The sequence below is a fragment of the Pedobacter folensis genome (genome assembly GCF_056490665.1).
In genome coordinates, this window is sequence record NZ_JBWJIF010000002.1 from 1,054,592 (window position 1) to 1,080,590 (window position 25,999).

General features: G+C 38.7%; 23 protein-coding genes. 13 read left to right on the plus strand and 10 right to left on the minus strand.

The genetic code is table 11. The features are described from left to right. Positions 1 to 30: 30 nt before the first annotated feature. The gene (gene fabV / locus AC04QZ_RS13185) at positions 31 to 1,224 is read right to left on the minus strand and encodes an enoyl-ACP reductase FabV (RefSeq protein ID WP_478358117.1); all 1,194 of its coding nucleotides are present in this window, start codon (positions 1,222 to 1,224) and stop codon (positions 31 to 33) included. 146 nt (positions 1,225 to 1,370) lie between these two features. Next, positions 1,371 to 2,696 carry a hypothetical protein gene (locus AC04QZ_RS13190; RefSeq protein WP_478358118.1) on the minus strand — a complete coding sequence of 442 codons (1,326 nt, stop codon included), beginning with the start codon at positions 2,694 to 2,696 and terminating at the stop codon, positions 1,371 to 1,373. Positions 2,697 to 2,830: 134 nt separating this feature from the next. Here AC04QZ_RS13190 and AC04QZ_RS13195 point away from each other — a divergent pair, with 134 nt between their 5' ends. Continuing rightward, positions 2,831 to 3,538, plus strand: coding sequence for a DUF2490 domain-containing protein (locus AC04QZ_RS13195; RefSeq protein WP_478358119.1), 708 nt, complete (start codon positions 2,831 to 2,833; stop codon positions 3,536 to 3,538). An 85-nt stretch (positions 3,539 to 3,623) separates the two neighbouring features. Further along, entirely contained in the window at positions 3,624 to 4,514 is an 891-nt protein-coding gene (locus AC04QZ_RS13200; RefSeq protein WP_478358120.1) for a hypothetical protein, read from the plus strand. 201 nt (positions 4,515 to 4,715) lie between these two features. Here the strand turns inward: AC04QZ_RS13200 and AC04QZ_RS13205 are convergent, their stop codons facing one another. From AC04QZ_RS13205 to AC04QZ_RS13230, 6 genes are all read right to left on the minus strand, one after another. Then, positions 4,716 to 5,498 carry a hypothetical protein gene (locus AC04QZ_RS13205; protein ID WP_478358121.1) on the minus strand — a complete coding sequence of 261 codons (783 nt, stop codon included), beginning with the start codon at positions 5,496 to 5,498 and terminating at the stop codon, positions 4,716 to 4,718. A 7-nt stretch (positions 5,499 to 5,505) separates the two neighbouring features. Beyond that, entirely contained in the window at positions 5,506 to 5,775 is a 270-nt protein-coding gene (locus tag AC04QZ_RS13210; RefSeq protein ID WP_478358122.1) for a hypothetical protein, read from the minus strand. Between the two features lie 116 nt (positions 5,776 to 5,891). Continuing rightward, on the minus strand, positions 5,892 to 6,335 hold the full coding sequence (locus AC04QZ_RS13215; protein WP_478358123.1) for a DUF1572 family protein: 444 nt from the start codon (positions 6,333 to 6,335) through the stop codon (positions 5,892 to 5,894). Between the two features lie 185 nt (positions 6,336 to 6,520). After that, positions 6,521 to 7,252, minus strand: a complete 732-nt coding sequence (locus tag AC04QZ_RS13220; RefSeq protein WP_478358124.1) for a head GIN domain-containing protein — start codon at positions 7,250 to 7,252, stop codon at positions 6,521 to 6,523. Between the two features lie 164 nt (positions 7,253 to 7,416). Then, entirely contained in the window at positions 7,417 to 9,069 is a 1,653-nt protein-coding gene (locus AC04QZ_RS13225) for a M1 family metallopeptidase (RefSeq protein WP_478358125.1), read from the minus strand. A gap of 182 nt (positions 9,070 to 9,251) precedes the next feature. Further along, the gene (locus AC04QZ_RS13230; RefSeq protein WP_478358126.1) at positions 9,252 to 11,123 is read right to left on the minus strand and encodes a CocE/NonD family hydrolase; all 1,872 of its coding nucleotides are present in this window, start codon (positions 11,121 to 11,123) and stop codon (positions 9,252 to 9,254) included. A gap of 241 nt (positions 11,124 to 11,364) precedes the next feature. Here AC04QZ_RS13230 and AC04QZ_RS13235 point away from each other — a divergent pair, with 241 nt between their 5' ends. The 6 genes from AC04QZ_RS13235 to AC04QZ_RS13260 all read left to right on the plus strand — a co-directional run bounded on the left by AC04QZ_RS13235 (position 11,365) and on the right by AC04QZ_RS13260 (position 17,119). Next, the gene (locus AC04QZ_RS13235; protein WP_478358127.1) at positions 11,365 to 12,198 is read left to right on the plus strand and encodes a DUF6515 family protein; all 834 of its coding nucleotides are present in this window, start codon (positions 11,365 to 11,367) and stop codon (positions 12,196 to 12,198) included. A 1,037-nt stretch (positions 12,199 to 13,235) separates the two neighbouring features. After that, a complete protein-coding gene (locus AC04QZ_RS13240; protein ID WP_478358128.1) occupies positions 13,236 to 14,396 on the plus strand; it encodes an esterase-like activity of phytase family protein in 1,161 nt (386 codons plus the stop codon). A gap of 25 nt (positions 14,397 to 14,421) precedes the next feature. After that, entirely contained in the window at positions 14,422 to 15,087 is a 666-nt protein-coding gene (locus AC04QZ_RS13245; protein WP_478358129.1) for an HAD family hydrolase, read from the plus strand. Between the two features lie 342 nt (positions 15,088 to 15,429). After that, complete coding sequence (locus tag AC04QZ_RS13250) at positions 15,430 to 15,981, plus strand: outer membrane beta-barrel protein (RefSeq protein ID WP_478358130.1); 552 nt, start codon at positions 15,430 to 15,432, stop codon at positions 15,979 to 15,981. A 145-nt stretch (positions 15,982 to 16,126) separates the two neighbouring features. Then, positions 16,127 to 16,735: a DUF2306 domain-containing protein gene (locus tag AC04QZ_RS13255; protein WP_478358131.1), complete on the plus strand. Its 609-nt coding sequence runs from the start codon at positions 16,127 to 16,129 to the stop codon at positions 16,733 to 16,735. Between the two features lie 27 nt (positions 16,736 to 16,762). Further along, complete coding sequence (locus tag AC04QZ_RS13260) at positions 16,763 to 17,119, plus strand: bleomycin resistance protein (RefSeq protein WP_478358132.1); 357 nt, start codon at positions 16,763 to 16,765, stop codon at positions 17,117 to 17,119. 93 nt (positions 17,120 to 17,212) lie between these two features. On the opposite strand, the gene AC04QZ_RS13265 is transcribed toward AC04QZ_RS13260, so the two are convergent. Then, on the minus strand, positions 17,213 to 17,845 hold the full coding sequence (locus AC04QZ_RS13265; RefSeq protein WP_478358133.1) for a response regulator: 633 nt from the start codon (positions 17,843 to 17,845) through the stop codon (positions 17,213 to 17,215). Beyond that, a complete protein-coding gene (locus tag AC04QZ_RS13270) occupies positions 17,838 to 19,853 on the minus strand; it encodes an ATP-binding protein (RefSeq protein WP_478358134.1) in 2,016 nt (671 codons plus the stop codon). The genes AC04QZ_RS13265 and AC04QZ_RS13270 overlap by 8 nt, the downstream gene beginning before the upstream one ends. Positions 19,854 to 20,000: 147 nt before the next feature. Between AC04QZ_RS13270 and AC04QZ_RS13275 the strand changes: the two genes are divergently transcribed. The 5 genes from AC04QZ_RS13275 (at position 20,001) to AC04QZ_RS13295 (ending at position 25,953) form a co-directional block, all read left to right on the plus strand. Then, on the plus strand, positions 20,001 to 20,399 hold the full coding sequence (locus AC04QZ_RS13275; protein ID WP_478358135.1) for a hypothetical protein: 399 nt from the start codon (positions 20,001 to 20,003) through the stop codon (positions 20,397 to 20,399). A gap of 340 nt (positions 20,400 to 20,739) precedes the next feature. Continuing rightward, positions 20,740 to 22,146, plus strand: a complete 1,407-nt coding sequence (gene lpdA, locus AC04QZ_RS13280) for a dihydrolipoyl dehydrogenase (protein WP_086548980.1) — start codon at positions 20,740 to 20,742, stop codon at positions 22,144 to 22,146. A gap of 399 nt (positions 22,147 to 22,545) precedes the next feature. Next, positions 22,546 to 24,078, plus strand: coding sequence for a choice-of-anchor I family protein (locus tag AC04QZ_RS13285; protein ID WP_478358136.1), 1,533 nt, complete (start codon positions 22,546 to 22,548; stop codon positions 24,076 to 24,078). A 391-nt stretch (positions 24,079 to 24,469) separates the two neighbouring features. Next, positions 24,470 to 25,303, plus strand: coding sequence for a bifunctional hydroxymethylpyrimidine kinase/phosphomethylpyrimidine kinase (gene thiD, locus AC04QZ_RS13290; RefSeq protein ID WP_478358137.1), 834 nt, complete (start codon positions 24,470 to 24,472; stop codon positions 25,301 to 25,303). Continuing rightward, positions 25,300 to 25,953 (plus strand): TenA family protein, encoded by a 654-nt coding sequence (locus AC04QZ_RS13295; protein ID WP_478358138.1) that lies wholly within the window; start codon positions 25,300 to 25,302, stop codon positions 25,951 to 25,953. The genes thiD and AC04QZ_RS13295 overlap by 4 nt, the downstream gene beginning before the upstream one ends. The last annotated feature ends 46 nt before the right edge of the window (positions 25,954 to 25,999 follow it).

The window sequence follows — 25,999 nt, forward strand, 5'->3', positions numbered from 1 at the left end:
CGCTTTGCTCCAGTCGAAATGACGCGCTTATTAATCGACCAAACCTTCAATTTCTACCACTTCCTGGGCCTCTTTCTGATAATCAACTTGATCAATTTCGAAACCAAATAAGCTTAAGAAATCAGATCTGTAACCTGGTAAATCACCTATTGCCGGTAAAGTTTCGGTTGTGGCTTCTTTCCAAAGTTCAGCCACTTTAGCCTGGACATCTTCACGCATTTCCCAATCGTCGATTCTGATTCTTCCTTTTTCATCAACAGGAACAGGGCTGCCGGTATATAAACGATCGGCATATAAACGCTGGATCTGCTCAATTGTACCTTCGTGGATGCCTTCTGCTTTCATTACCTTGTACAACAATGAAATGTATAACGGAATTACCGGAATAGCAGAACTTGCCTGTGTTACCAGTGCTTTGTTCACTGATACATAAGCTTTGCCATCTATATCTTTTAATTTATCGCTGATTTTAAAAGCAGTTGCTTCCAAATCATCTTTAGCTCTTCCAATGGTTCCTTTACGGTATACCGGTTCAGTTAAAGCAGGGCCGATGTACGAATAAGCTACTGTTGTGGCACCTTCGGCAAGCAGATTTTCTGCTTTTAAGGCGTCAATCCACATTGCCCAGTCTTCGCCGCCCATTACTGCAACGGTATTGGCAATATCCTCTTCGGTAGCAGGTTCGATAGAAATTTCGGTCACATTACCGGTGTGGAAATCGACTGTTTTATTGGTGTAAGTTCCACCGATAGGTTTTAAGGTAGAGCGGTGAAGCACTTCGGTATCAGGGTGTTTCCTAACCGGAGATGCCAGGCTATAAATGACTAAATCAACCTGACCTAAATCAGCTTTGATCAATTCAATTGTTTTTTCTTTAATTTCTTTAGAGAATGCGTCGCCGTTAATACTTTTTGCATATAAACCAGCGGCATGGGCTTCTTTTTCGAAGGCTGCAGTATTGTACCAGCCTGGTGATGCAGTTTTGCCTTCAGAAGGTGCTTTTTCGAAAAATACGCCAATTGTAGAAGCGCCAGATCCATAAGCAGCAGTAATGCGCGAAGCCAAACCAAATCCGGTTGAAGCGCCTATTACCAATACTTTTTTAGGACCATCTATAGCTCCTTTAGATTTTACATATTCAATTTGATTCTTTACGTTTTGCGCGCAACCATCAGGGTGTGCAGTTAAACAGATAAAGCCCCTCATTCTAGGTTCGATAATCATTTTTGTTCTATTTTACGTTTTGTAATGTTAAAATAAGTGCAGTTTTAAGCAAATTGAAAATGCCATAATGCCCAAATCTTTAACGAAGATAAATTTTTAATTGTTTAACGTTAAATGAATTTTAAATAATAAGCTTTTACACTTGTTTAATTCGTTTTAGATCTAAATTCTATATTTAGAATATTATCTCTTTTCATATCGGTATCCAGATAAACTATCCGTGTTTTATCGCCATAATAAACGCAAAGCACAGCTGTATTTGGTGGGGTACTTCCTAAATTATCTGCCCTAAACAATAAAGTATTTTTGCCCGGTTGCAATGTTAGGTAAAACCGCTTAGAGGTCTTTTTAACTGCAATTTTTTGATGAACCCATACGTCATTAAGTTTTAACGATACACTGTCTCCATCCTCTACCTGGCCGTCCCAAATTTCAAGTTCTATTTGCTTGTTTTCAACTTGCATATTTGCAATAACATCTGAGTTTCTGTTTATGGGTTTTTCTGGAGTATTTTTTTGCTTTGATATTTCTATGGGCTTATTGCTTATGGATTGGTTATCCGCTAACTTAGGTTTTGAATATGCGCGATAAAACTTAGCCACCAAAAAAGTGGCAAAAGCGTTTGAGCGGTTTGAAAAATCAAAACTGTACATGTTTTCGCTGGTTTTAACAATCAAATTCCCGGTATTTGGCGGCTTGCGACCATAATTGTCTGCAAAAAGTGCAATGGTATTCATTCCTGTATCTAAATGTAGCGCATGGCTAAATTTTTTCTCATCAATGGCATGTTTGTTTAAAATCATCCTGCCATTTTGAACCAATGTTATGGTGTCTGCATCGATCAGCTCTTCATCCTGTATGGCCAGGGTAACAACGCTATCTTTTGTGGTAATTGGATCGTAAATGCCATAATAAATATTATCCTTCCCGGTAGGGGCCACTATCCTGGGAATACGAGGATCTGTCCAGGGCGTTGAATTTGCTTTGGTTAAGGTAATCTTTTCGCGGTATAACAGATCCCTCATATTTACTTTTGAGCTTTCGTAAATTTCATCGCCCTCATCTAAACCGCGCATAAAAAGCCCGAAGTTATCGATCCACATCCGTTGCAAACTCAATTGTGCTTGTCCGGTTTTGGATTTGCTCAGTGTAAGTACACCATTTAGGTAGGGCATCCACTGTTTAATTTTGAAAGGGGTTTCTATTATCGGGTATTTATTTCGACCAATGCCCAGTTGGGTACTGTTTTTCTGAACAAGTAAGAGCTCATAACTAAATATAAAATCGCCATTTGTAATTTTTAAGTTCGCAGGATAAAGCATCTTTTCAGTCGCTTTGCCAATATTCATTTGCACATTAATCGGTAAAGCGGTGGGATAAGGACGATACTTAAAATTCCAGGTACCCGTAAAATCCTGAGCCTTTGCTCCGGTTAAAATCATGATTAACAAAACTCCTAAAAGAAAACGCATGTGATTTTCAATGAATTAAATCTTAAAGATAAGCGTCTAAGCTCTTTTTTAAGGATTAATTTAAAGTTAAATGATTTGCTTTGTTCATTTTCTATTAATTTAGCGGCACACAGATAAAACCGGTTTATCATCTTATGAAAAAAATAGTATTCTCTGCTATGGTGTTGCTCATCATGGTTTCTGGAAAGCTTTATGCACAAACCCAGCATCAAAATTCGGGTTGGTTTATGTTTTTAAATAACACCAAGTTTAATGAAAAATGGGGGCTACAGTTCGATGTTCAAATGCGCTCAGCTGATGATTGGGGTTATTTGAGAAATACCTTAGTGCGGCCAGCCTTACAATATTTCATCAATAATAAACACAATGTAGCCCTGGGCTATTTATGGCAAACCACACAATCGCAATCGGTAGTAGCCGGTAATTCATTTTCACACGAGCATCGTATTTTTGAGCAATATATTTACAGCCACAGGCTAAAATCGGTTTTTGCCAGCCACAGGCTAAGGCTTGAACAACGTTTTATCGGCCGCCCGGACGAAGATGTGTTTTCACAACGTTTACGTTATTTCTTCAGGCTCATTCAGCCATTGCAAAAAACTCAGCCAACATTTACAAAAGGGCCATTTGTAGCTATGCAGAACGAGGTGTTTTTAAATTTGCAGAATAAGGAGAAAATTAACAATAGTGTTTTCGATCAAAACAGGTTATACCTTGCTGCGGGTTATCGTTTTTCGAAACAATTTGATCTGGAAGCTGGGTATATGAACCAAATTACAAATGGCGTTTCGAACAATACGGTTAATCACATTATTCAGCTGGCTGTTTACACGAGGTTTTAATGTTTTAAAGTCATTTTTTGTACAACAACTCTTACAAAATGTTAAAGCTGTTGTAATTGATTGGTCTTTTTGCTCAATTTGCCGCGTGAAAAGATTTACCATTCTATTTTTAGCACTCTTGTTTGGCAAGCGAATGCAGGCACAAGAGATTAAAACCTCTTCAACCAGTAATACGCCAACTTCAAAAAGTTTATTTAACCCTGAGCATAAAAGGAAATTTTCCCGTAAAGGTGATTTTTATTTTCACTGGGGGTATAATAGCTCCTGGTATGGTAAAAGTGATATCAGGTTTCAAGGACCGAATTACGATTTTACTTTAAAGGATGTGGTGGCTCATGATAGACAATCGAAATTAAGCTGGGCTTATTTAAATCCGGGTTTAATCACTGTACCACAGTATAACATCCGTGCCGGATACTTTATCAAAGATAATTACAGTATCTCTATCGGTTGGGACCACATGAAATATGTGATGGATATTCCGCAAACTGTTGCTATCAACGGACATATCGGTACAAATATTTCACATGATAATGCACCTACAGGCGCTTTAGCTGGCGATTATAATGGCCAAAGCATTAACGTGAAGGAAAGTATGCTTACTTATGAGCATACGGATGGATTTAACTATGCCAATATCGAGATTGAGCGTTATGATGATATCTGGGTTGCGCCGGGTGGCAATACTTCTTTAACTTTAGAAACCGGTTTGGGTGGCGGTTTAATGGTGCCACGTTCTGATGTACGTCTTTTTGGCCAGGGTAGGAATAACCATTTCAGCATTTCGGGTTATGGTGTTTCAGCGAAAATTGGTCTTAAGTTTTATGTTTGGAAAAACGTTTATTTACAGAATACCACTAAGTTTGGCGCCACCAATTTAACCAATGTGCATACAACCGGTTGGGATGAGCTGGATAAAGCCAGTCAGAAAATCAACTACATTGAAAATATATCGCTGATCGGGGTTCAGTTTTAAAAGATATAAAAGGAGGCTCAAGCCTCTTTTTTGTTTTAGGTGCAGGTGGTGGGAATCGGTGCACTACAGTTTGCCCGCTGATTAAAGAGATAAACGCTGATTATTTTTGGTGATTATAAATAGCCATGAAAGCAAAGAAGACCCTAAATATTCTGGACTTTCTTTTGGGAGCTTTAATCCTTTAATTTCAGTTGCTAGAAATTACAATTTATCTTTTATCACGATTAAATACTGCATTACAACACCTTCTGCTTTCTGGTTGTTCTGAATGGTTTTATCAAACAAATCAATTCTCAGGTTTTTATAAAGCTCAATGGCATTTTCTAATGAAATAATTAGCGATGCTTTATTGTATTCGGCAATGGTGCCCTTAAGTGAGTTAAAATCTTTGGTAGGGAGCTGCGATTCTACTTTACGCACACCACGTGGCAGGTTGTTATTCTTAATGTGAAGCAGTGGGCCGAACACTACCATTCTTAAAAAGCCAAAGAAATCTAGGGCTTCCAGATATTCACCTCTGCCGATTTTTAGCAGGGCATAATGCATCCAGGTCCAAAAGCGATCCTCAATCCATTGGTAGTCTGGATGAGGGAATTTGGCTTCAGTTTGGTTGAGGATACGCTGTAGTTGGTGATTATGGTCTATTAATAGCGTTGGGTTTTCTACTCTTGATGCAAATTCATCCAAGGTTAAAAACTTAATGTCAACATGTAATAGTGGGTTGTTATAAAGGCAGATCAGTACACGGGATTCTCCAATATGTTCGCCCGTAAAAGCAGAAATCATTTCGCCAAGGCGATTTGCATATTGAAGCATTTTTGATTTGTTAGCTGATACTTTTTCTTTGGTAACTAGAATAAGGTCGAGATCTGAAAATTCGTCGATCTCATTGCTGAGCCAGGAGCCGCCAACGGCTAAGCCGATAACCGATTCATCGATTTTTAATATTTCGGTGGCGTGTTGGGCAAAACGTTGTTGAATCATGGTTAATTTAAGTCCTTTTTTTACCAAATTTACCTTTAAGTATAATAATTACAAAAGCAGAAATAAAGGCGAATAAAAGATCTAAAAGTAGATAAAACGGCTTAAATCCAAAATCCTGGTAACAATTGTCGCACTTTCCAGAAAAGCTATCGTAGAAAGTAAAAGGGAAGCCGTACTGATCAAAACCATCAGATGCAGCCTCCAGCTTTAGTGTTGCTAAAGTAGAAATGATCAATAATAAGATGGTTAGGTATAAGATTGCTTTTATGGTTTTCATCTATATTTATCTATTTTTCAAAATAGATTGCTTCACTCTTGCGCACAGCCCTATTCTTCTGTTCGCAATGACGATCTAGTATAGATCGCTTTACGTCTAACGCCTGACTACTGTCCCTAATCTAACAACCTTCTATGGTAGTTAATTTGCCCCAAATGGTAAGATAAATGTGTGGACAGGTGAACCAGGAAAAATTCGGTTGATGTTTTCTCCTGAAATACCAGCATCGGGTATTCAGTATTGATTTGTTCAGGGGTTATTTTATCAAGTGTTTCACTAACCACAACTAAGGTTGCTTCGATCATTTTAACCAATTCCAGCCTTGGGATATCTTTTAATGAAAACTCCAGTTCGCGGTTGCGGATGTAATTGCTGCCGCCTAGAGTTGCACCAATATAGGTATTGAGGTTTCCGATTAAATGCAGGCAAAGGTTCCCGGCTGAGTTTGCAATGCTTTTATCTACAACCCAAAGCGTAGCTTCGTTTTTATATAATTCAATTTCCGATTTTAATTTGTTAAGATCCCGGTTGAAAAGTGTTTTTAAGGTTTCGGCAAGCATATACAGATTTTAAGGAATGATTTGAAAAGTTGCTAAGCGAATATAAGTATTCATTTTGTGAGAAAGATGCTTGAACAAGTTCGGCATGATGATCGTGTTGGGAAACAGCGCTAATCATTGGTCCTTTGCCCATAAAAAAACACCTGCAAGAAATTGCAGGTGTTTCGCTATCAAAAGGCTTTAATTTATACTTTTCTTACCCCACCTGAGCCAACAACAGTTTTGTCGACACTTGGATTGCCTGAATAATTTACGCTTCCTGATCCGCTGATTAGTGCTTTGATGCTTTCATCTACGGCAATATTAACTGTTCCTGATCCGCTGATCGTTGTTGATAATGTTTTTACTGCAAAAGATTTGCCACCAAAGGTACCCGAGCTGCTGATAACTACTTTAGCATGATCGGCATTGCCATTAATGTTGATTGATCCTGAACCGCTAATTACGCCGCTAAAATTGTCAACATCGGCATTTACTTTTATACTGCCTGATCCGCTTAAAACAGTTGCAAAATCTCCAGCACTAACTTTGCCATTCACGGTCATTGCTCCAGATCCGTTCATGGTTAAACTTTTTAGCGAAGGTGCAGTAACGTAAGCAGTTATTTTTTTGTTTTCGTATTTTCTAGACCAGCTAGTAATGCTGGTTTCCGGACGGATAATGAGTGCATTTCCTTTTACTTCTGTTACAATGGTCGCAATGGCATCGGCATCGCCTTCTAAACGGCAGCTTGCTTTTGAACCTATCGTGATTACGATATTGATTGGGCCTGCACCCGCAACTGAAGTAAAGTTAGCCACATCTCTTTCATCGCTATTGTATTTTGATGATTTAATGTGGGTTTGGTCTTTTGCAATTACATTAATACCCGAGGTTAATGTTAGTGTTGCCAATAATATTGCAAATACTTTTTTCATGATGATAGATTTTATTTTTTTAGATGAATAATGAGCTTTTCTTATAAGACGATGGTTTTGCCGAAAAGTTGCACAAGACGGAATTTAATTCTCTTTTATTAATGGTCTTGGCAATGCTCAAAAGAGAAGTCAAGTTTTTAAAACTTGACTTCTCTGGGATTAAATTATCCTTTTTTGATGTTGATGTAAAACAACGGATCGTGTTTAAAGTTATCGGCATTAATACTGCCATCAATTTTAATGGTTTTCCAATCGTTTGTAGGTTTGATCAAAGTATAAACACCTGCTTTTAGTGTTACGCGCACAGGCATATCAAAACCTTTTACATCTGTTACCCATCGGTAAGAAAGTATGCCTTTATTGATTTTATAGCTTAAAACAGGAATCTTCGTATAACGCAGGTACTGATCGAAAACTTTATCTAATTTAAGTCCGCTTTGTTTGGCTATGTAATTTTCAATCTCTGCAGTGGTTACGGTTTTGTGGTAGAATGTTTTACCCAATCCGCGCAAAACCTGTCTGAATTTTTCATCGTTATTGATCAATTGGCGAATGATACTCACCAAATTTGCACCTTTGGGATACATATCGCCCGAGCCTTCCTTGTTTACGCCATAAGGGCCAATTACCGGCACATCATTACGGATGATTTTCTGTAATCCGATTACATATTCCTCGGCAGCTGCTTTGCTCTCAGTACATTCGGTAAACAATACCTCTGAATAATTGGTGAAACCTTCGTGAACCCACATATCGGCGATATCTTTTGAGGTGATGTTATTTCCGAACCATTCATGGCCGCTCTCGTGGATGGTAATAAAATCCCATTTTAAGCCATGACCGGTACCGCTTAAATCTTTACCTAAATAACCTGGTTTAAACTGATTGCCATAAGCTACTGCACTCTGGTGTTCCATACCTAAATGTGGCGCCTGAACCAGTTTGTAGCCGTCTTTGTACCAGGGGTAAGGGCCAAACCAATATTCGAAACATTTTAGCATGGGTTTAACATCGGCATCCCAATGTGGGCGGGCTTTGGCGCTATCGGTTTGTAGCGCCCAGTAGTCGATACTGAGCTTTCCGTTTTCACCATCATAACTGTCTTGCCAGTGCGCATATTTCCCAATGTAAAAGGTTACGTCGTAATTGTTAATGGGATTACCTACAAACCAATTGTATTGTTTATAGCCATCAGGTTTGTCAACGGTATTTCTCAGTCTTCCGTTAGAGATTTCCTGCAAAGTTTTAGGAACAGTAATGCTGATTAACATACTATCTACTTCATCGCTTTGGTGATCTTTATTTGGCCACCATACACTTGCACCTAAACCCTGGCAGGCCACCGAAACAAATGGATTGCCTGCTTCATCTTTTTTGAAGATAAAACCACCGTCCCAGGGTGGTGTTTTTGCTACCGTAGGATTGCCTGAATAGAAAACGGTGAATTTATCTTTACTGCCTTTTTTAACCGCTTTAGGGAAGGTTACAAACACCGCATTATATTCCCGGGTAAAAGGTAAATCGGCACCTTTGTAAACCACCTTGTCTACTTTTAAGTTATCAAAAAGATCGAACTGGAGTTTGGTAAAATCCTGCGTAGCGGTAAAAGCAAATTCATTGCTGCCGCTAACAGATTTTTGGTCGATATCTATTTTAACATCCAGGTGGTAATAATTAATATCGTAACAGGTGCGCAAAGGAGTCAGTGTGCCACGGAGGCTGTCGGCCCTGGAGTTTACCTGGTTTTTCCCGAGCATCTGTGCCTGTACCGCTGAAATACTGAAGATGATGACAAGGATGAATAGTAACTTTTTCATTTATTATATTTTTGTTAATCGTTAAAAACGATCGCTTATTTATATGCACTTAGAAACGAGCGTAACTTTTTTGTCATTGCGGCGCACGAAGCCTCCCTGTTGCAGGCAGGCAATCCTAATACAATCGCTACACACCGAAAGTTACAAGATTGCTCGGTCACTCAACATGATGGATTTTGCATTTACTTCAACACTGAAACTGTAATAAATGAGCTGTTGTGTACATCATGATAAATTTTGTGTGTAGCTTTCTGGAAATCCTGCGCTTCTGCCTGATAGATGTCCATAAATTTCTGCGGATTACGATCGGCTAACGGGAACCATGAGTTTTGAATCTGAATCATAATTTTATGCCCTTTTTTGAAGGTATGCGCTACATCGGGCAGCGGATAATTGACTTTGGTAATGGCGCCAGGAACAAAAGGCTCTGGTTTTTCAAAACTGTTGCGGTATTTTCCACGCATAATTTCTCCACGTACCAGCATTTCGTAACCACCCATAATCAGGTTTTTAGGATTAGGTTCTGGATTTGGTGCATCTTCAGGGTAAACATCAATCAGTTTAACTACATAATCGGCATCTGTTCCCGTCGTCGAAACCACTAAGTTGGCCAGAACAGGGCCGGTTAAAGTAATATCTTCAGTTAAAGCATCGGTTTGGTAAGTTTTTACATCCGGACGGCGGGCCGCAAAACGCTGATCGTCGATCATGTACTCGCGGGTACGTTTGGCCTGGATACCATCCTGGTAAGGTACCGGATTATTCGGATCGCTTACATATTCATCCCAGCTATCGGTTCTGCCCACTTTTTCGAAACTGAGTTTTCCATTGGGTTGTAAGTAAAGGTTTCTGGTTTCGGTATCTTTTGGTGGCCAGGTATTAAATTTTTTCCATTCGTTGCTTCCCGTTACAAAAATATTGGCTTCTGCAGCATTAAAATCTCCGTCGCCTTTTAAATAATGTTTAAAGAAAGGCAGTTCGTATTGTTGCTGGTAATCGATACTGGTGGTTTTGCCGAAAGGGATGTCGCCGAAATAAGAACCATCACTACGTACCCAGCCCCCATGAAACCAGGGACCTGCAACCAAGATATTATTGGCACCAGGATTCTGTTTCTCAATCGCTTTGTAAGTATCAAAAGTTCCATAGGCATCTTCCGCATCGAAAAATCCCCCCACCACCATCACAGCAGGTTTTACATTGGTTAAATGTGGCGTAATTAAACGTGCTTTCCAGAAGGTATCTAAATTTGGATGTTTAAATAAATCATTCCAGAATTTAATACTGTCGGCAAAATACCGGTCTTTTAAGTTCTTAACCGATCCGGCTTCTAAATAAAAACGATAATTGTCCTGAATAGGGAACTGAAAACCTTTAGGCCCTTTATCTGGCGTAATCGGTTTTGGTCTTGGCACACCAAAGCTGCCCATAAAACTAAAAGCATCCATGAGGAACAAAGTACCACGGTGGTGAAAATCATCACCCATAAACCAATCGGTAACTGGCGCCTGAGGCGAAACGGCTTTTAAAGCGGGATGTGCATTTGGTAATGAAGTGGTAGAATAAAAACCAGGGTACGAAATGCCATAAATACCGGCATTGCCATTATTACCTTTTACGTTTTTAAGCAGCCAATCGATGGTATCGTAAGTATCAGTACTTTCATCGATAGCGGTTTTACTTTTTTTGCCAACAACCTGCGGACGGATATCGGCAAAAGTGCCCTCGCTCATCCAACGGCCCCGAACATCCTGATATACAAAAATAAATCCCTCACGCATCATCGCCGGAAAATTACCCAGGCTCAGCTTATATTTATCTTCACCATATGGTGCAACGGTATAGGGGGTGCGGTTAATTAAAAAAGGATATTTTTTGGTTTGATTTTTGGGTATATAAATGGAAGTGAAGAGTTTAACCCCATCGCGCATGGGAATCTGGCGTTCTATTTTGGTGTAGTTTTCTCTAACATATGCCGAATCGGTTTGCCGGGCCATTAATTCATTAGAAATAAACAGACATAATAACAGACTGAAAATTCTTGTAAGGTTCATTTAAGCTAGTTTTTAGGAATAAAATTTAAATATAGGTGATTAAGGATTGATTAGAAAAAATAGCCCGTAAAAGGTTTGTTAGTTTAAGCTGTAATGATGCAAAATGGAAGAGGTGTGATGTACTATGCCACTATAACCTTTCGTTCGTCATTACTTTATCAAAATTTAGTTAAATAATGTTAAGGCATAATCTTTTAGGAATTTTCATCGTCATATAGATAATCGAAATAAACACAAAATAATGAATAGGTTATTAAATAAAGGATTGGTTGTTTTCGCTGCAGCAGCGATGATAGCAACTTTGAGTATTGAGACTGTTTCGGCACAGCGGCCAAGTAGGAGTGGAGGTTCTTCGAGCGGTGGCAGATCTGGTTCGATAGGCAGCCCATCCAGAGGTGGTGGTGGTATTTCCAGACAACCATCTATGCACGCACCAAGCAGAGGTAGTTATTCGCCAGGCAATGGTGGCCGCCCACCCAGACCGAATTACAGCTATAACAGACCAGGTTATCGCCCTGGTTATGTAAGGCCGGGTTATGGTTATCGCCCCGGATACGGAAGACCTTATTACAGGCCATATTACAGCTATTATAATTTTTACAGACCGTTTTTAGGCTTCAGGATTGGTGTATTGCCTTATGGATATTATCCGTTTTATTATGGTGCTAACCAGTTTTATTATTCTGGTGGATTGTTCTATCAGCAAAACAACAGTCAATACGAAGTGGTCACACCGCCAGTTGGTGCTGAGGTTCCGAATTTACCATCAGATGCTAATCTGGTTACCATTAACGGAGTTGATTATTACGAATACAAAGGCGTTTATTACACCCAAAAAGAAAATGCTGATGGTAAAACCGTATATGTGGTTGCCGGAAAAGATGGTATTTTAAATACAACGGATGGACCGGTTGATACGCATAATATAGGCGATATTATTAATCAGCTGCCAGAAGGATGCAGGGAAGTAACCATTAAAAACGAAAAATATTTTGTTTCGCCTGATGATGTTTATTATGAGGAAATAGTAGATGGAACCAATATCACTTATCGCGTAATTGGTAAGTTGTTTTAATCTTAATTTTATCAGTGTCAGATGGTAACATCTGACACCACTTATATATTTTTGATTCCATTTGAATTGTAACATTGAGCTTGTCGAAACGCGTTGTGGGTATTTAAACAGGTCCTTCGTCTACCTGTCCCGATTTATCGGGAGGCTCAACGTGACAATTCAATATTTATAATACCTCCACTTATCATTTTAATAGATTCGTCATCCTGAACTTGTTTCAGGATCTATTTTCCAATAATTTAGAGTCGGACATTAGCATCTGGTTGTTATTTATCTGATAATACAGAAAAGCCTACATTTTCTTAATGGTATGACTACTGGTTTTTTTATCATTAAGGAGTTAAGATCATTAAGTTTTACTGTGCAGTTGGGTATTACCATCCGACTGTATTGTTTAATACCTATAAGAAAGAGCCTATCTTCTTAATGTGCTCAATTTCGTAATGGCATGACTACTGGTTTTTTTATCATTAAGGAGTTAAGATCATTAAGTATTAGCGGTGCCGTTGGGTATTACCTTCCGACTGTATTGTTTAATATCTACAAGAAAGAGGCTATCTTCTTAATGTTCTCAATTTCTTAATGGTATGACTACTGGTTTTTTATCATTAAGGAGTTAAGATCATTAAGTTTAGCTGTGCAGTTGGATGTTACCATCCGACTGTGTTTTTTAATATCTATAAGAAAGAGCCTATCTTCTTAATGTGCTCAATTTCTTAATGGTATGACTCCTGGTTTTTTTATCATTAAGGAGTTAAGATCATTAAGTTTTAGCAGTGCAGTTGGATATTACCATCCTACTGTATTGTTTAATATCTATAAGAAAGAGCCTATCTTCTTAATGTGCTCAATTTCTTAATGGTATGGCTACTGGTTTTTTTATCATTAAGGAGTTAAGATCATTAAGTATTAGCTGTGCAGTTGGGTGTTACCATCCGACACCACCGGAAAAAGTAGCTTTATTAATGTTCTCCATCTCTTGATGATAGACTTTTTGCAGCAAAAATTCCATATTTTTACGGCCTAAACATTTCGATTTGAAACCTGTATCGCAGCTCTTCTTTGTTTATTCGGTTCTTGCTATTGTCCTCTCCTCCTGTGCAGCAACAAAGTATGCAGCAGTTAAACAAAATGAGACTAGTATTTCCGCTGTAAAGTTTCTGGATGAATATGTTATGCCCTTAAATCCAATTTTTCAGAATACGGTTGTTGGTGGTTTATCTGGGATTGATTACGATGTAAAGCAGAACCAATATTACATGATCAGTGATGATCCATCGCAGCGGAGTCCTGCAAGAATTTATACTGCACAGATTGATCTCAAAGAAAATAAGATCGATACTGTCCGGATAACCGGTGTGACTTATATGCTGCAAGAAAACGGGAAACCATATCCTCAATATGGTACTGATAAAAGTGTAAAACCTGATGGCGAATCGGTTCGTTTTAATCCCTTAACCCAGCAATTACTTTGGAGTAGTGAGGGAGAAAGGTTATTTAAGAATGGCGATACTACGATAGTTCAGCCTGGTTTAACCTTTATTTCTACAGCAGGAAAGTTTCTGGATACCATCCCAATGCCTAAAGGTTTTCATTTTACTAAAACGGAAAGTGGTTCACGTAAAAATGCTTTATTTGAAGGTTTAACTTATGCCGATCAGTACAAAACATTGTATGCAAGTTTGGAAGAGCCGCTTTACCAGGATGGCCCTCAAGCTGCTTTTGAATATGATAAAGCCTTAACGCGGATTTTAAAATTCGATGTAAGGACTAAAAAGAATACTGCCCAATATGCGTACCAGCTTGACGCAATGCCTGTTAAACCTACGGTTGAAAACGATTGGAATGTAAATGGAATTTCTGAAATATTAGCCATTAATAATCATAACCTTTTGGTAATGGAAAGGGCCTGGGCAAAAGGACACGATGATCATACCTTTTTAAAACTTTACCTGGTTGATTTGCGTGGTGCCGAAAATGAAATCGATAACAGCTCTTTTGTGCAGCATCCGCCAAAGCCGTTAACCAAAAAATTGCTTTTCGACTTTGATTCCTTAAACCGGCATATCGATAATTTTGAAGGCGTAACCTTTGGGCCACAGTTGCCGAATGGGCACCTTTCATTAATTTTTTGTGTAGATAACAATTTCGGGAAAGCTCAGGTGCAACAATTTTTCTTATTTGAGATCCTTCCATAAGGATCATTCCTGTTAAAAATTTATAATGAATAAAATAAAAGCAATACTGTTTGATTTAGATGGTACATTAATTGATTCGGAAAAATTTCATTTCGATTGCTGGAATAAGTTTTTGTGCGCTTACGGCGTGACGCTGGATTTTAAGGATTGGTTAAGCAATTACGCCGGAATCCCTCTGCCTAAGAATGCCAAGACTATCGTAGACCGATATAAAATAGAAGAAGAGCTGGAAGGTTTTATCGATAGAAGAGAAAAGATAACTTTTGATGGTTTTAGAACAACGGATATACAGTTGATGCCCTTCGCATTAGAATTTATCCAGTTTGCTTTTGAAAAAGGGCTCATGCTAGCCGTGGTTACGGCTAGTCCTAAAATGGATGTTGAAGCCGTTTTTGAGCGCAACGGATTGGCAAAGTATTTCAGTTTATTTATTACCAGAACAGATGTAAGTAAATCTAAACCCGACCCTGAAAGCTACAATCTTTGTGTCGCGCGGTTAGGTCTTGAAAAAGAGGAGTGCCTTGTTTTTGAAGATACAATAAATGGTGTTAAATCTGCTCTGGCTGCGGGTATTACCTGTTATGCCATTCAAAGCAATGTACGGGCGCATCAAAAACTTAAAATAGCCGATGAAATATTCCTCAGCTTTGCAAATGCCAAAGAATTTATGATCCAAAAAGGATTAATTTAGTCGCTTCTTGTCTTAAAATAAACCTGGTTAACCTCTTTCTAATAAACGCTACCCAAAGCGTTATCAGTTTGTATATAAAGCTTAGATCTTATAAGTAAGTCATCTTGTAAAGGTTAATTATTATGATATAGCTGTTTCCAGCTATGTGCAAAAAGGCTATTTCCAGCTATATATTAACATTTTTATTGACTGTAAATTAGATTTTAAATTTATTTACGCTCCGGCAAGCCAAAACCATGGTCGCTTTGCGTGTAAATTATTTGAGATGTGCATTTTTTGCCGTCATGGGAGGGCTATTTGCTAATTTTTATCATCAATCTATATATAACAATTTAAAAAAAAATGAAAAAACACTTACACCTTACCGCATTATTTATTCTTATAGCGCTAACCGGAATGGCCCAATCTAAATCTGGCTCGTTTAATAAAGGCGATAACCTTTTTAACATTGGAGTGGGTATCGGTAGTCCGTTTTTTGGTTCGGGTTATACCTCATCGCTACCTGTTAATCCATCAATCAGTTATGAAAGAGGGGTAACAGATGCAATTAGTGTAGGTGGCCAGCTATCGTATGCGAGTTCAAAATACGAAGGTTTTAATAATACTTATAGCTTTAAGGAAAGTGCCATTTATGTTGGTGCAAGGGGCTCATATCATTTTAATCAGCTACTTGACCTGAACCCTAAATTCGACCTTTATGGTGGAGCAAGTTTGGGTTATGTTACGGTGAGTATAAGTGATAACCAGGGATCTTTCGAAGGTGCTGCGAGCGGGCTTGGCTTTGGCCTTTATGCGGGTAGTAAGTATTACCTAAAACCAAGTACAGCTATATATGCCGAATTAGGATACCAAAGCCTTTCGCTTTTAAACATCGGGATCGCTTTTAAATTTTAAGCTAGGCGCGGCAGAAATAAAGCTGGAATTAGAAATTGAGTTTGTTAGTTGAGTTAATATGGTGGCTGGTAGCAATACCAGCCATTTTTTTAGCCAAATACTTCTTGAAAATTAACTAAATTAGTGGAAAGCAATCGAATCTGCTATGGTAAAAAAAGGATTATGGATTTTATTGGCCACCTTAGCAATGCTGATTGGACTGTATCCGGTAATTTACTTTTTGTTCGATAGAAAATTTGGATTGCTAAATTCAAAGTCAGTTGAGTTGTTAACAGATACTTTTTGGAACATCGGTTTTTATACCCATATCATCCTTGGAGGAGTCGCTTTATTTATTGGCTGGACGCAATTTGGTCCCAAAATGAGAAAATGGAGCATCAAATTACACCGACAGCTAGGTAAAGTTTACGTGATTGCCGTTCTGCTTAGCGCATTAGCAGGTATTTACATAGGCTTTTTTGCAACAGGTGGGTTAATTTCTTCAGCAGGGTTTATATGTTTAGGGATAATTTGGTTTTACACTACCTTAAAAGCTTATTTATACATTAAAAACGGTGAAATTGAACCACATCAAAAAATGATGGTTTATAGTTATGCCGCTTGTTTTGCTGCGGTTACTTTGCGGTTATGGCTTCCGCTATTGACCATGATTTATGGCGATTTTGTAAAGGCTTACCTGCTGGTGGCCTGGTTATGCTGGATTCCAAATCTGATTGTTGCCTATATATTAAACCGAAGAACCATTGTTCAATAAAAAAACCGATTTTTGAAATAAAAAAATATGCTAACAGCCATTAACCCCAAACTGCCCATGCGTGATAAAGCAATTACGAGAGATTTTTATGTCAATAAATTAGGCTTTAAAGATTTGGGGAGCGCCGATTTTAAGGAATATCTGATGGTAAAAAAAGACCATGTTGAGATTCACTTTTTTTTATTCGAAACGCTTGATCCGAAAGAAAACTACGGGCAGGTGTATATCCGTACCAACGATATTGATGGACTGTACAAATCGATGCTTGAAACTAAACAAAGCATTCATCCGAATGGAAGTTTGCAAACAAAGCCATGGGGGCAAAAAGAATTTTCAATGCTCGATCCAGACAGTAATTTACTCACTTTTGGGCAAGAGATTTAAGAGGTGTTCATTGGTCAATGGTTCATCGTTTATGGCTCATTGCTAAGCGTTGATCGTTTAATAGAGTAGCTACGCCAAACCCCTGGCTCCAAACTAAATTAGCAACTGTTCAGTAGCGACATTGATCAATTCGATAGAATTTTTAACAGCTAATTTCTGCATCATATTACGTCGGTGGGTTTCGACGGTGAGTGGACTTAGAAAAAGCTCTTCTGCTATGCTGGCGGTTGTTTTTCCCTGTGCAATTAACTGGAGGATCTGTTTTTCGCGCTTGGTGAATTTTGGTCGTCCTTTTAAGTCATTTATTGAAGGTTTGGCAATAATTTCTATAACTTCTTTGCTAAAGGCCAGGTCTCCGCTAAGTGCAGTTTCAATGCCGTTTTTTAGCTCTTCTACCGAAGCATTTTTTAAAATGTACCCACTTGCACCGTTTTGCAGCATCTGCATGATGATGCTTCTTTCGGTATGGTTGCTAATGGCAATAACCACTGTTTTCGGCGACAACTTTTTAACCTGCGCACACAGTTCAATGCCATTAACATCGGGTAACATAATATCGAGTAATACAATATCTGTTTCGTGGTTATTTAAAAAGGAAATTAATGCGCTGCCCGACTGAAAACTGCCTGCTACATGCATGTTTTCGAGGTTGTTGATTAAAGAAACGATTCCTTGTATAACAATCGGATGGTCGTCAACAACAGCCAGTTTAATTATATTACTCATAACTGATGGGGATTTCGATATTTATGGTTGTGCCATTGCCAGGGTGCGAATCGATTTCGAAAGTACCCTTAAGATAGGCGATCCTGTTTTTAATGTTTTCAATTCCTAATCCCTTTTTATGGGTTGAGGTATCAAAGCCAATTCCATTATCTTCCAGCGTGATATAAAAGCGGTTTTTATTTTCGCTGACCTGTAAAACTACTTCAGATGCCTGCGCATGTTTTAGGGTGTTGGTGAGCATTTCCTGTACAATCCTGTAAATGATGATCTGTTCTTCCAGTGCAATCTGTTTAGAGATATTGAGTGCTTGAAAATCGATGTGCATATGGTTGCTCATCGCCGATTCTGCCAGGTCTTTTAAGGCCGTTTCTAATCCGAATTTTAGTAAGGTTTGGGGCATCATATTCCGGGCAATGTGCCTTAATTCGGTAACAGAACTATCCAGCTGATTAACAATTCTTTGTAACTCTACATCATGCAACTGCATTTCCCTGTGTTTTGCCCAATTGGATAAGTTAATTTTTAAACCCGATAACATTCCGCCTAATCCGTCATGTAAATCCTGTGCTACCCGGTTTCTTTCTTTTTCTTCGGCATTGAGCATGGCCTTGCTAATTTCTAATTGTTGTTTTTGTTGTAATTCGGCCACTCTTTGTTTATAATTTATGGCTCTTTGCGCTGCAAGCTTTTTATAGCCCCTAAAGTAAAAGTACAAAAGGATAGCGATGATCAGCAGAAAGAAAGATGCTGCGATTAACAGGAATGTTGTTGTTTTATTGTTCTTAATAATTAATGCATTTTGTTTCTTTTCTGCATTTAAACTCGCTATTTTTTTCTGGTTCTCCGCATTTTTATATTTAATTTCTAATGCATTAATATCCGCTTTTAGTTTACTGTCATTCAGGCTGTCGTTTAATACTTTACTCTTTTTTATCCAGTTATAAGCCTCTTTAATATCACCATTCGCATAGTTTACTTCCGCAAGCGCCTCTGCTAATTTGAGTTTATTCGACGAAAGTGTATTTATTTCAGGCTGATCGACAATTTGCAGCAAGGTTTTTTTTGCCAGCACAAAGTTTTTCTGCTTAAAAAGGATTCTGTATTTCTCAAATATCACTTCCTGTAAAGAATAATTGTCGCTTAGCTTTTCGGCCAGTTTAATGGCTTTATCTGCATCTGATAAAGCAAGGCTGTATTGTTTGGTGTTAATTAAATAACGAGTGGTGCTTTTGTAGTAGTCGAGCCAGAATATTGCCATCGGGTAGCCTGTAGCCACATGGTCTGATTTATCCAGTATGGTTTTAGCCAGATCGAGGTATTTTTTGGTGAGATGATAGTTTTTGAGGTGATAATAGTTTCCGGCGGTGGTTAGGTAAGCATTAATCAGCAGGTAATATTTATCCGGAGAAGTCGCTTTTAAGGCATTTAAACCCTCTTGCAGGTAAGGTGTTGCTTTTTCGTATTGGCCAAGGTTTGTAAATATCGTTCCGATAGAAATGTATTCTGTGCCTAAAAAGTCTTTGTCGCCAGCCTTTTTAGAAAGTGGTAAAACGCGGTTAATCAGGATATCGAGTGTTGTTTTAAGGTCGTCTTTGTGCTGTTGTATTAAACCATAGTTGTGCCAAATCATCGATCGCAACCGATAAATACCTTTTGTATTAAACTTGCTTAATAACGAATCTGCATGGGAGAGTAACTTTTCTGCTTTTGCGTAATTCCGGTCCTGGTAAATTAAAGATTCGTACCAATAAGATCTGGCAAAGAGTAATGGATACTTTTTACTCCAGGTTCTTGCCTTGTTCAAATATAATACTGCTTTGGTACTATCATGATCTACCCAGAAATCGGTTAATTTAAAACCAGCTTCGGCTTTAAGGCTGTCGCGGAAGCTTCCATTTAAAATGCGACTCAGACTATCGCTATATTGTTTGTCGGCTGGTTGCAGCTGGGCCCGGCTATTCAGTGAATAGAAAATCAGCAATGCCAGAAAGATGATATAATTTCTCATTAAACTAAAAATGCACGCTTTATTTCTCAACCAGAAATTAAACACAGAATATACCTGAAATCAGGTAGAAAAAAATGGTATTATATGGTTATTGTAAAGCAAAATGCTCATTTGTTTATTTGTAGTTCTATTTTTTTAAATCTAATTATGAAAAACATCAAAATTAAAACATTTGTACTTTCTTTTTTTGCCTTAGTATTAATTACGGGTTTAATGTCGTGTAAAAAAGATGAGGGAGAGTTGCCTTCAAAATCTTCCCACAAGGTTGTTTTTAAACTCGAAGCTTCGGCAGGTAGCAACATTAGTACTGTAGTTTACGGCTACGATAGCCAGATTACTACAGCAACGAGCCTTAGCGGAACTACCTGGACAAGCCAGGAAATTACCGTACCAGCCGGAACCATTTCTATAAACATTGCTGCAAATGCCATGGGTGCCAATGCAAATTCTACTTTAAAAGCACAGATTTATGTAGATGGCGAATTAAAAAGAGAAGGTACTTCTAGCGGAGCAATCTTAAGCGCATCAGCATCGTTAGGTTTGTAGTTGGTTCATTAGTTGGTCATTCCTAGTTGAAAATTGCCAACTGCTAACTGAAAACTCTTCTCTGAGTCTCGTTCATTAGTCCATTGGGTTTGTTTGGGTTAGGTAAAAACATTTTATCATTAAAGTAAAATGTTTTCATACGCTCCTCAACCTATGGACTTTTGAACTTTTACAGCATTAGCCTATTCACCTTCAATATTTGATCTATTGAACGATCAGCTATTGGCGAGCGCAACAACTGATAAACCAATGACTAAGAAACTGATTTCTATTCCCTAATCGACTTTCAGCTTTCCGCCTTTTTTCCCTACATTTGGCTAATCAAAATTCTCAAAAAATTATGCAATACGATGTCGTTGTTATCGGTTCAGGGCCGGGCGGTTATGTAGGCGCAATCCGTTGTGCTCAGTTAGGTTTAAAAACTGCAGTTGTCGAAAAATATAAAACTTTTGGAGGTACTTGCTTAAATGTAGGTTGTATCCCATCTAAGGCTTTATTAGATTCTTCAGAGCATTTTCACAACGCTGCTCACACATTCACTACCCACGGTATCAACTTAAAAGATTTAAAGGTTGATATGAAACAAATGATCGCCCGTAAAGACGATGTTGTTGCTCAAAATACAGCCGGTATCACTTATTTATTCAAGAAAAACAAAATCGATTCTTTCGAAGGTGTTGGCTCTTTTGTAGATAAAAATACCATCCTGGTTACTAAAGCCGATGGTTCTACAGAAACCTTATCTGCTAAAAATGTAATCATTGCTACAGGTTCTAAACCAACAGCTTTACCATTTTTACCAATCGATAAAAAACGCATTATTACCTCAACTGAGGCTTTAAATATTAAAGAAGTGCCAAAAACAATGGTCGTTATTGGTGGTGGTGTAATTGGTTTAGAGTTAGGTTCGGTATACGCCCGTTTAGGTACAAAAGTATCTGTTGTAGAATTTTTGCCATCTATTATCGGTACGATGGATGCTGGTTTAGGTAAAGAACTTCAACGTGTGTTAAAGAAAACTTTAGGCATGGAGTTTTACATGGGCCACAAAGTTACCGGTGCTACTACTAAAGGTAAAACCGTAACCGTTACAGCTGATACCCCTAAAGGCGAATCCATTTCTTTAGAAGCTGATTATTGTATCGTTGCTGTTGGTCGTACGGCTTATAGCGAAGGTTTAGGTTTAGATAAAATCGGTATTACTGTTGAAGAAAGAGGCAAAAAAATCCCGGTTAACGAACATTTAGAAACTTCGGTTAAAGGTGTTTACGCCATTGGTGATGTAATTACCGGTGCGATGCTGGCACACAAAGCAGAAGATGAAGGTACTTATGTTGCCGAAACAATTGCTGGTCAGAAACCACATATCAATTATAATTTAATCCCTGGTGTGGTTTACACCTGGCCAGAGGTTGCTTCTGTTGGTTTAACCGAAGAGCAGTTAAAAGAAAAAGGAGTTAAATATAAGGCAGGTTCATTCCCTTTCAAAGCCAGCGGACGTGCAAAAGCAAGTATGGATACAGATGGTTTCATTAAAGTTTTGGCCGATGCCGCTACTGATGAAGTTTTAGGTGTACATATGATTGGCCCACGCGCTGCAGATATGATTGCCGAAGCCGTTATTGCTATGGAATTCCGTGCATCTGCAGAAGATATTGCACGTACCTGCCATGCACACCCAACTTATACTGAAGCCTTAAAAGAAGCGGCACTTGCTGCAACTGATAACAGAGCGATACATATTTAATTGATCGATGTTACTGTCGATTAATTAAAGTTAAATATTTGGGCATGCCCCAAGCTGCGCAAGGGTCGGGCTATACGTTTCAATCTTTTGTTGTGCTTTCAGCTAACCACAAAAGGATTTACACTGCTATCCCTCATGCAAAAATCTAAAGCCGATAAGAAATTGTCGGCTTTTTTAATTTTAGAGTTGTCAACTTTCCAGCAAACTGGTTATTAAAGTTGACAACTCTTTAACAACTACATTTCTTTTCTTGAACCCTCCAATTGAGTGAAGATCTGCATTGTTTGCCCACAAGACTTTATTTTATCTCTTTATATTTTCTTAATAAAATGATAACAATTAGCGCCTAAAAAATAGCGTTGTATGCGGCTATTTTTGCGGTTCAGATATTAAAAAACCATGAACTGTAAAAAACTATTTGGCGCAATCCTGATTGCTTCATTGGCATTTACTGCCTGCAAAAAAGATCCAACTGATGATCCGATTGTAGATCCTCCTGTGGAAGCCATCGTTCCTGAAAAAATCGACAGCTTTAAAGAAACCGCTTCAATTGATTTAGGTGGAGAATTTGCTTCAGAAATTTCTGCTTACGATCCCTTAACAAAAAGACTATTTGTAGTAAGCAATGATGGGGGTACTAAAGTTGATGTAGTTGATATGAGCAAGTACCCAACCCTTACGAAATTGCAAACTTTAACCTTTGCCGGTAATGCAGGCATTAACAGCGTTGCAGTTAGTAATGGTTTACTGGCAATTGCCTTAAATGGTGCAGATCCACAGGGAAATGGCGATGTAGTGGTATTAAATACATCTACTTTAGCAGAAGTAAAAAAAATCACCGTAGGTGCGATGCCCGATATGGTCACTTTTAGCCCTGATGGAAACTATATTTTATCGGCTAATGAGGGCGAACCGAATGATGCTTATACTGTTGATCCAAAAGGAACCATTTCAATCATTAATATCAAAGACAACTATTCGGTTAAAACATTGGATTTTTCGGCTTTCGAATCACAAAAAGCAACACTGCTTGCAGGTGGTTTCAGAATTTATGGCTTAAATGCAAGTTTTACACAGGATATCGAACCCGAATACATTGCGGTAAGTGCTGATTCTAAAAAAGCATATGTAACCCTGCAGGAAAATAATGGTGTTGCGGAAGTTGACATCGTTGCAGGAAGCATTACCAAAATCAATCCCTTGGGTACGAGAGACATCAGTTTGGCCGACAATGCTTTTGATGTAAGCGATAAAGACAATAAAAAAGTTTTAGGTACCTGGCCCATCAAGGCTTTCTATCTGCCAGATGCCATTTCATATTTCAGCACAGGTGGTAATGCTTATTTAGCCCTGGCTAATGAGGGAGATACCCGAGCCTGGAAAGGTTATGATGAGGAAGTTCGTGTAAAAAGCTTAACGCTTGATGCTGCTAAATTTCCAAATGCAGCTACCCTTAAATTAGACGAAAACCTGGGAAGGTTAACCGTAAGCAAAGCCTTTGGCGATATAGACGGCGACGGCGATTACGATGACTTATATGCAACCGGCGGAAGAAGTTTAAGCATCATCAATGCCAACACAGGTGCGCTGGTGGCCAATATTGGTAAAGATTTAGAGCAAAGGGTAATTGATGCAGGTAAATACGACGACGATCGTTCTGACAATAAAGGTGTAGAAGTAGAGGGCGTTACTGTTGCGCAGGTTAACGGACAAACCTTAGCCTTTATTGGGATGGAACGTGTAGATATGATTGCGGTTTATGATGTATCTACCCCAGCGGCACCAAAATTTGTTCAGCTTTTCTCAACAGGTGATGCGCCTGAAGGTTTACTGTTTGTTAAACCAAAAGATAGTCCGAATGGAAGAAGTTTGTTAATTGTGTCAAATGAGGCAGATGGTACCGTTCGTTTCTATCAGCCCGATAAAATATAGTCGCACTATCCTTTATTAATTATTATGTTTAGCCCCGGTTTTATACCGGGGTTTTTTGTTTTTTGAGTTGTAAACTTTAATGGACTTCTTGCTATTAAGTTAACAACTCTTCTTATATAATGAACGAAGAATAAAAATTAAGCCCTATATTGCGGTACAAAATAAAACTTTAGGGGTGCCTTCAAATAAGTCGGCTGAGAATATACCCATTTTGAGGTTAAAGGTAGAAGGTAAAAAGGTAGAGGGTAATCCCTTCAGCCTTTAAGCCCTCCAGCCATCAACCTCAAATGAACCTGATCCGGATAATGCCGGCGTAGGAAATTAGTTTGTCTGCAAAAAATTGCGTAAAAATGCATACTGCATTTGAAGACTCCTGAAGTTATACAACAAAATGAAGTCTTTCGCAATGAATTATATCAACGTATTAACCATAGCAGGCTCCGATAGTGGAGGTGGTGCAGGTATTCAGGCCGATTTAAAAACCTTTTCTGCCTTGGGTTGCTTCGGTACCTCAGTAATTACGGCCGTAACCGCACAAAACACAATGGGCGTGCGGTCGGTGCATGGCATTCCGGCAGGAATCATTAAAGATCAGTTACAGGCCGTTTTAGAGGATATAGTGCCTGTGGCCATTAAAATCGGAATGATTAATCGTGCCGAAGTGGTTCAGGTTATCGAAAAGGAATTAAAAACCTATAATCAATCTGCTCCCGTTATTTTAGATCCGGTTATGGTAGCCACCAGTGGCGATCGGTTGATCGAAGCTGATACGGTTACCCAATTGGTTAAAAAATTATTCCCGCTGGTCACGCTGGTTACCCCAAATATCGATGAGGCCATTATCCTTTCCGGGCAAGAAATCCATAACCTCGAGGACATGATTGCTGCGGGCAGAAAAATTATTGAAAACGGGGCAAAAGCCGTTTTAATAAAAGGAGGACATTTAATCGGGCCAATCATTTATGATGTTTTTATTGCCGGAAACGAGGCGCCTGTGATATTAGAAAGTGCCTTTATTGCTTCTAAAAATCTACATGGAACAGGTTGTACACTTTCTTCGGCCATCGCTGCAGAAATGGCTAAGGGCAGCAGTTTATTAGCCGCGATTAAAAATGCAAAAGGTTATATCAGCCAAGCCTTACAAACAGGTAGCGAAGTAAAAACGGGTAGGGGCAACGGGCCATTAAATCACTTTTTCGAACCTTTAAAACTAATTATCCAATGAAATGGAGCGAACAGGCATGGGAACGCGTAAACCCCGTTTATGCCAGGATTTTAGCAATGCCTTTTAATACCGAATTAAGCAATGGCAGCTTGCCTACAGAAAAGTTTATCTTTTATCTGGCGCAGGATGCCTACTACCTTTTGGAGTTTGGCCGAACCTTAAGCACCATTAGTAGCCGTATGCAGGATGCAGATTTGGTGATGGCCTTTGCCGGATTTTCTACAGGTGCAATTTTTGCCGAGCGTAGTTTGCACGAAAGTTATTTTGTAGAATTTGGTTTAGCTAACCAAGTGCAACCCACTCCATCTACACTGTTGTACACCAGTTATATCCTTAGTCAGGCTGCCTATGCCAATGTAGAAATTGCAGTAGCGGCTGTTTTGCCTTGTTTCTGGATTTATAAAGCAGTGGGCGACCATATTTTTGCACAGCAAAATGGCGATCAGAATCCTTACAAAAGGTGGATCGATATGTATGCAGGTGTCGAATTTGCTGCTGCAGTAGAAAAAGCGATTGATATTGCCGATCAACTGGCAGCGCAGGCTAATGCAGCCACTCAGCAGAAAATGCTGGAGGCTTTCGATATGGCAACCCGTTTAGAATGGATGTTTTGGGATAGCGCTTATGGACTGGAAAAATGGAAAATCTAAGATTTTAACCAGGCGAGCTGTAAATATTTTGATAAAATGTTAAAAA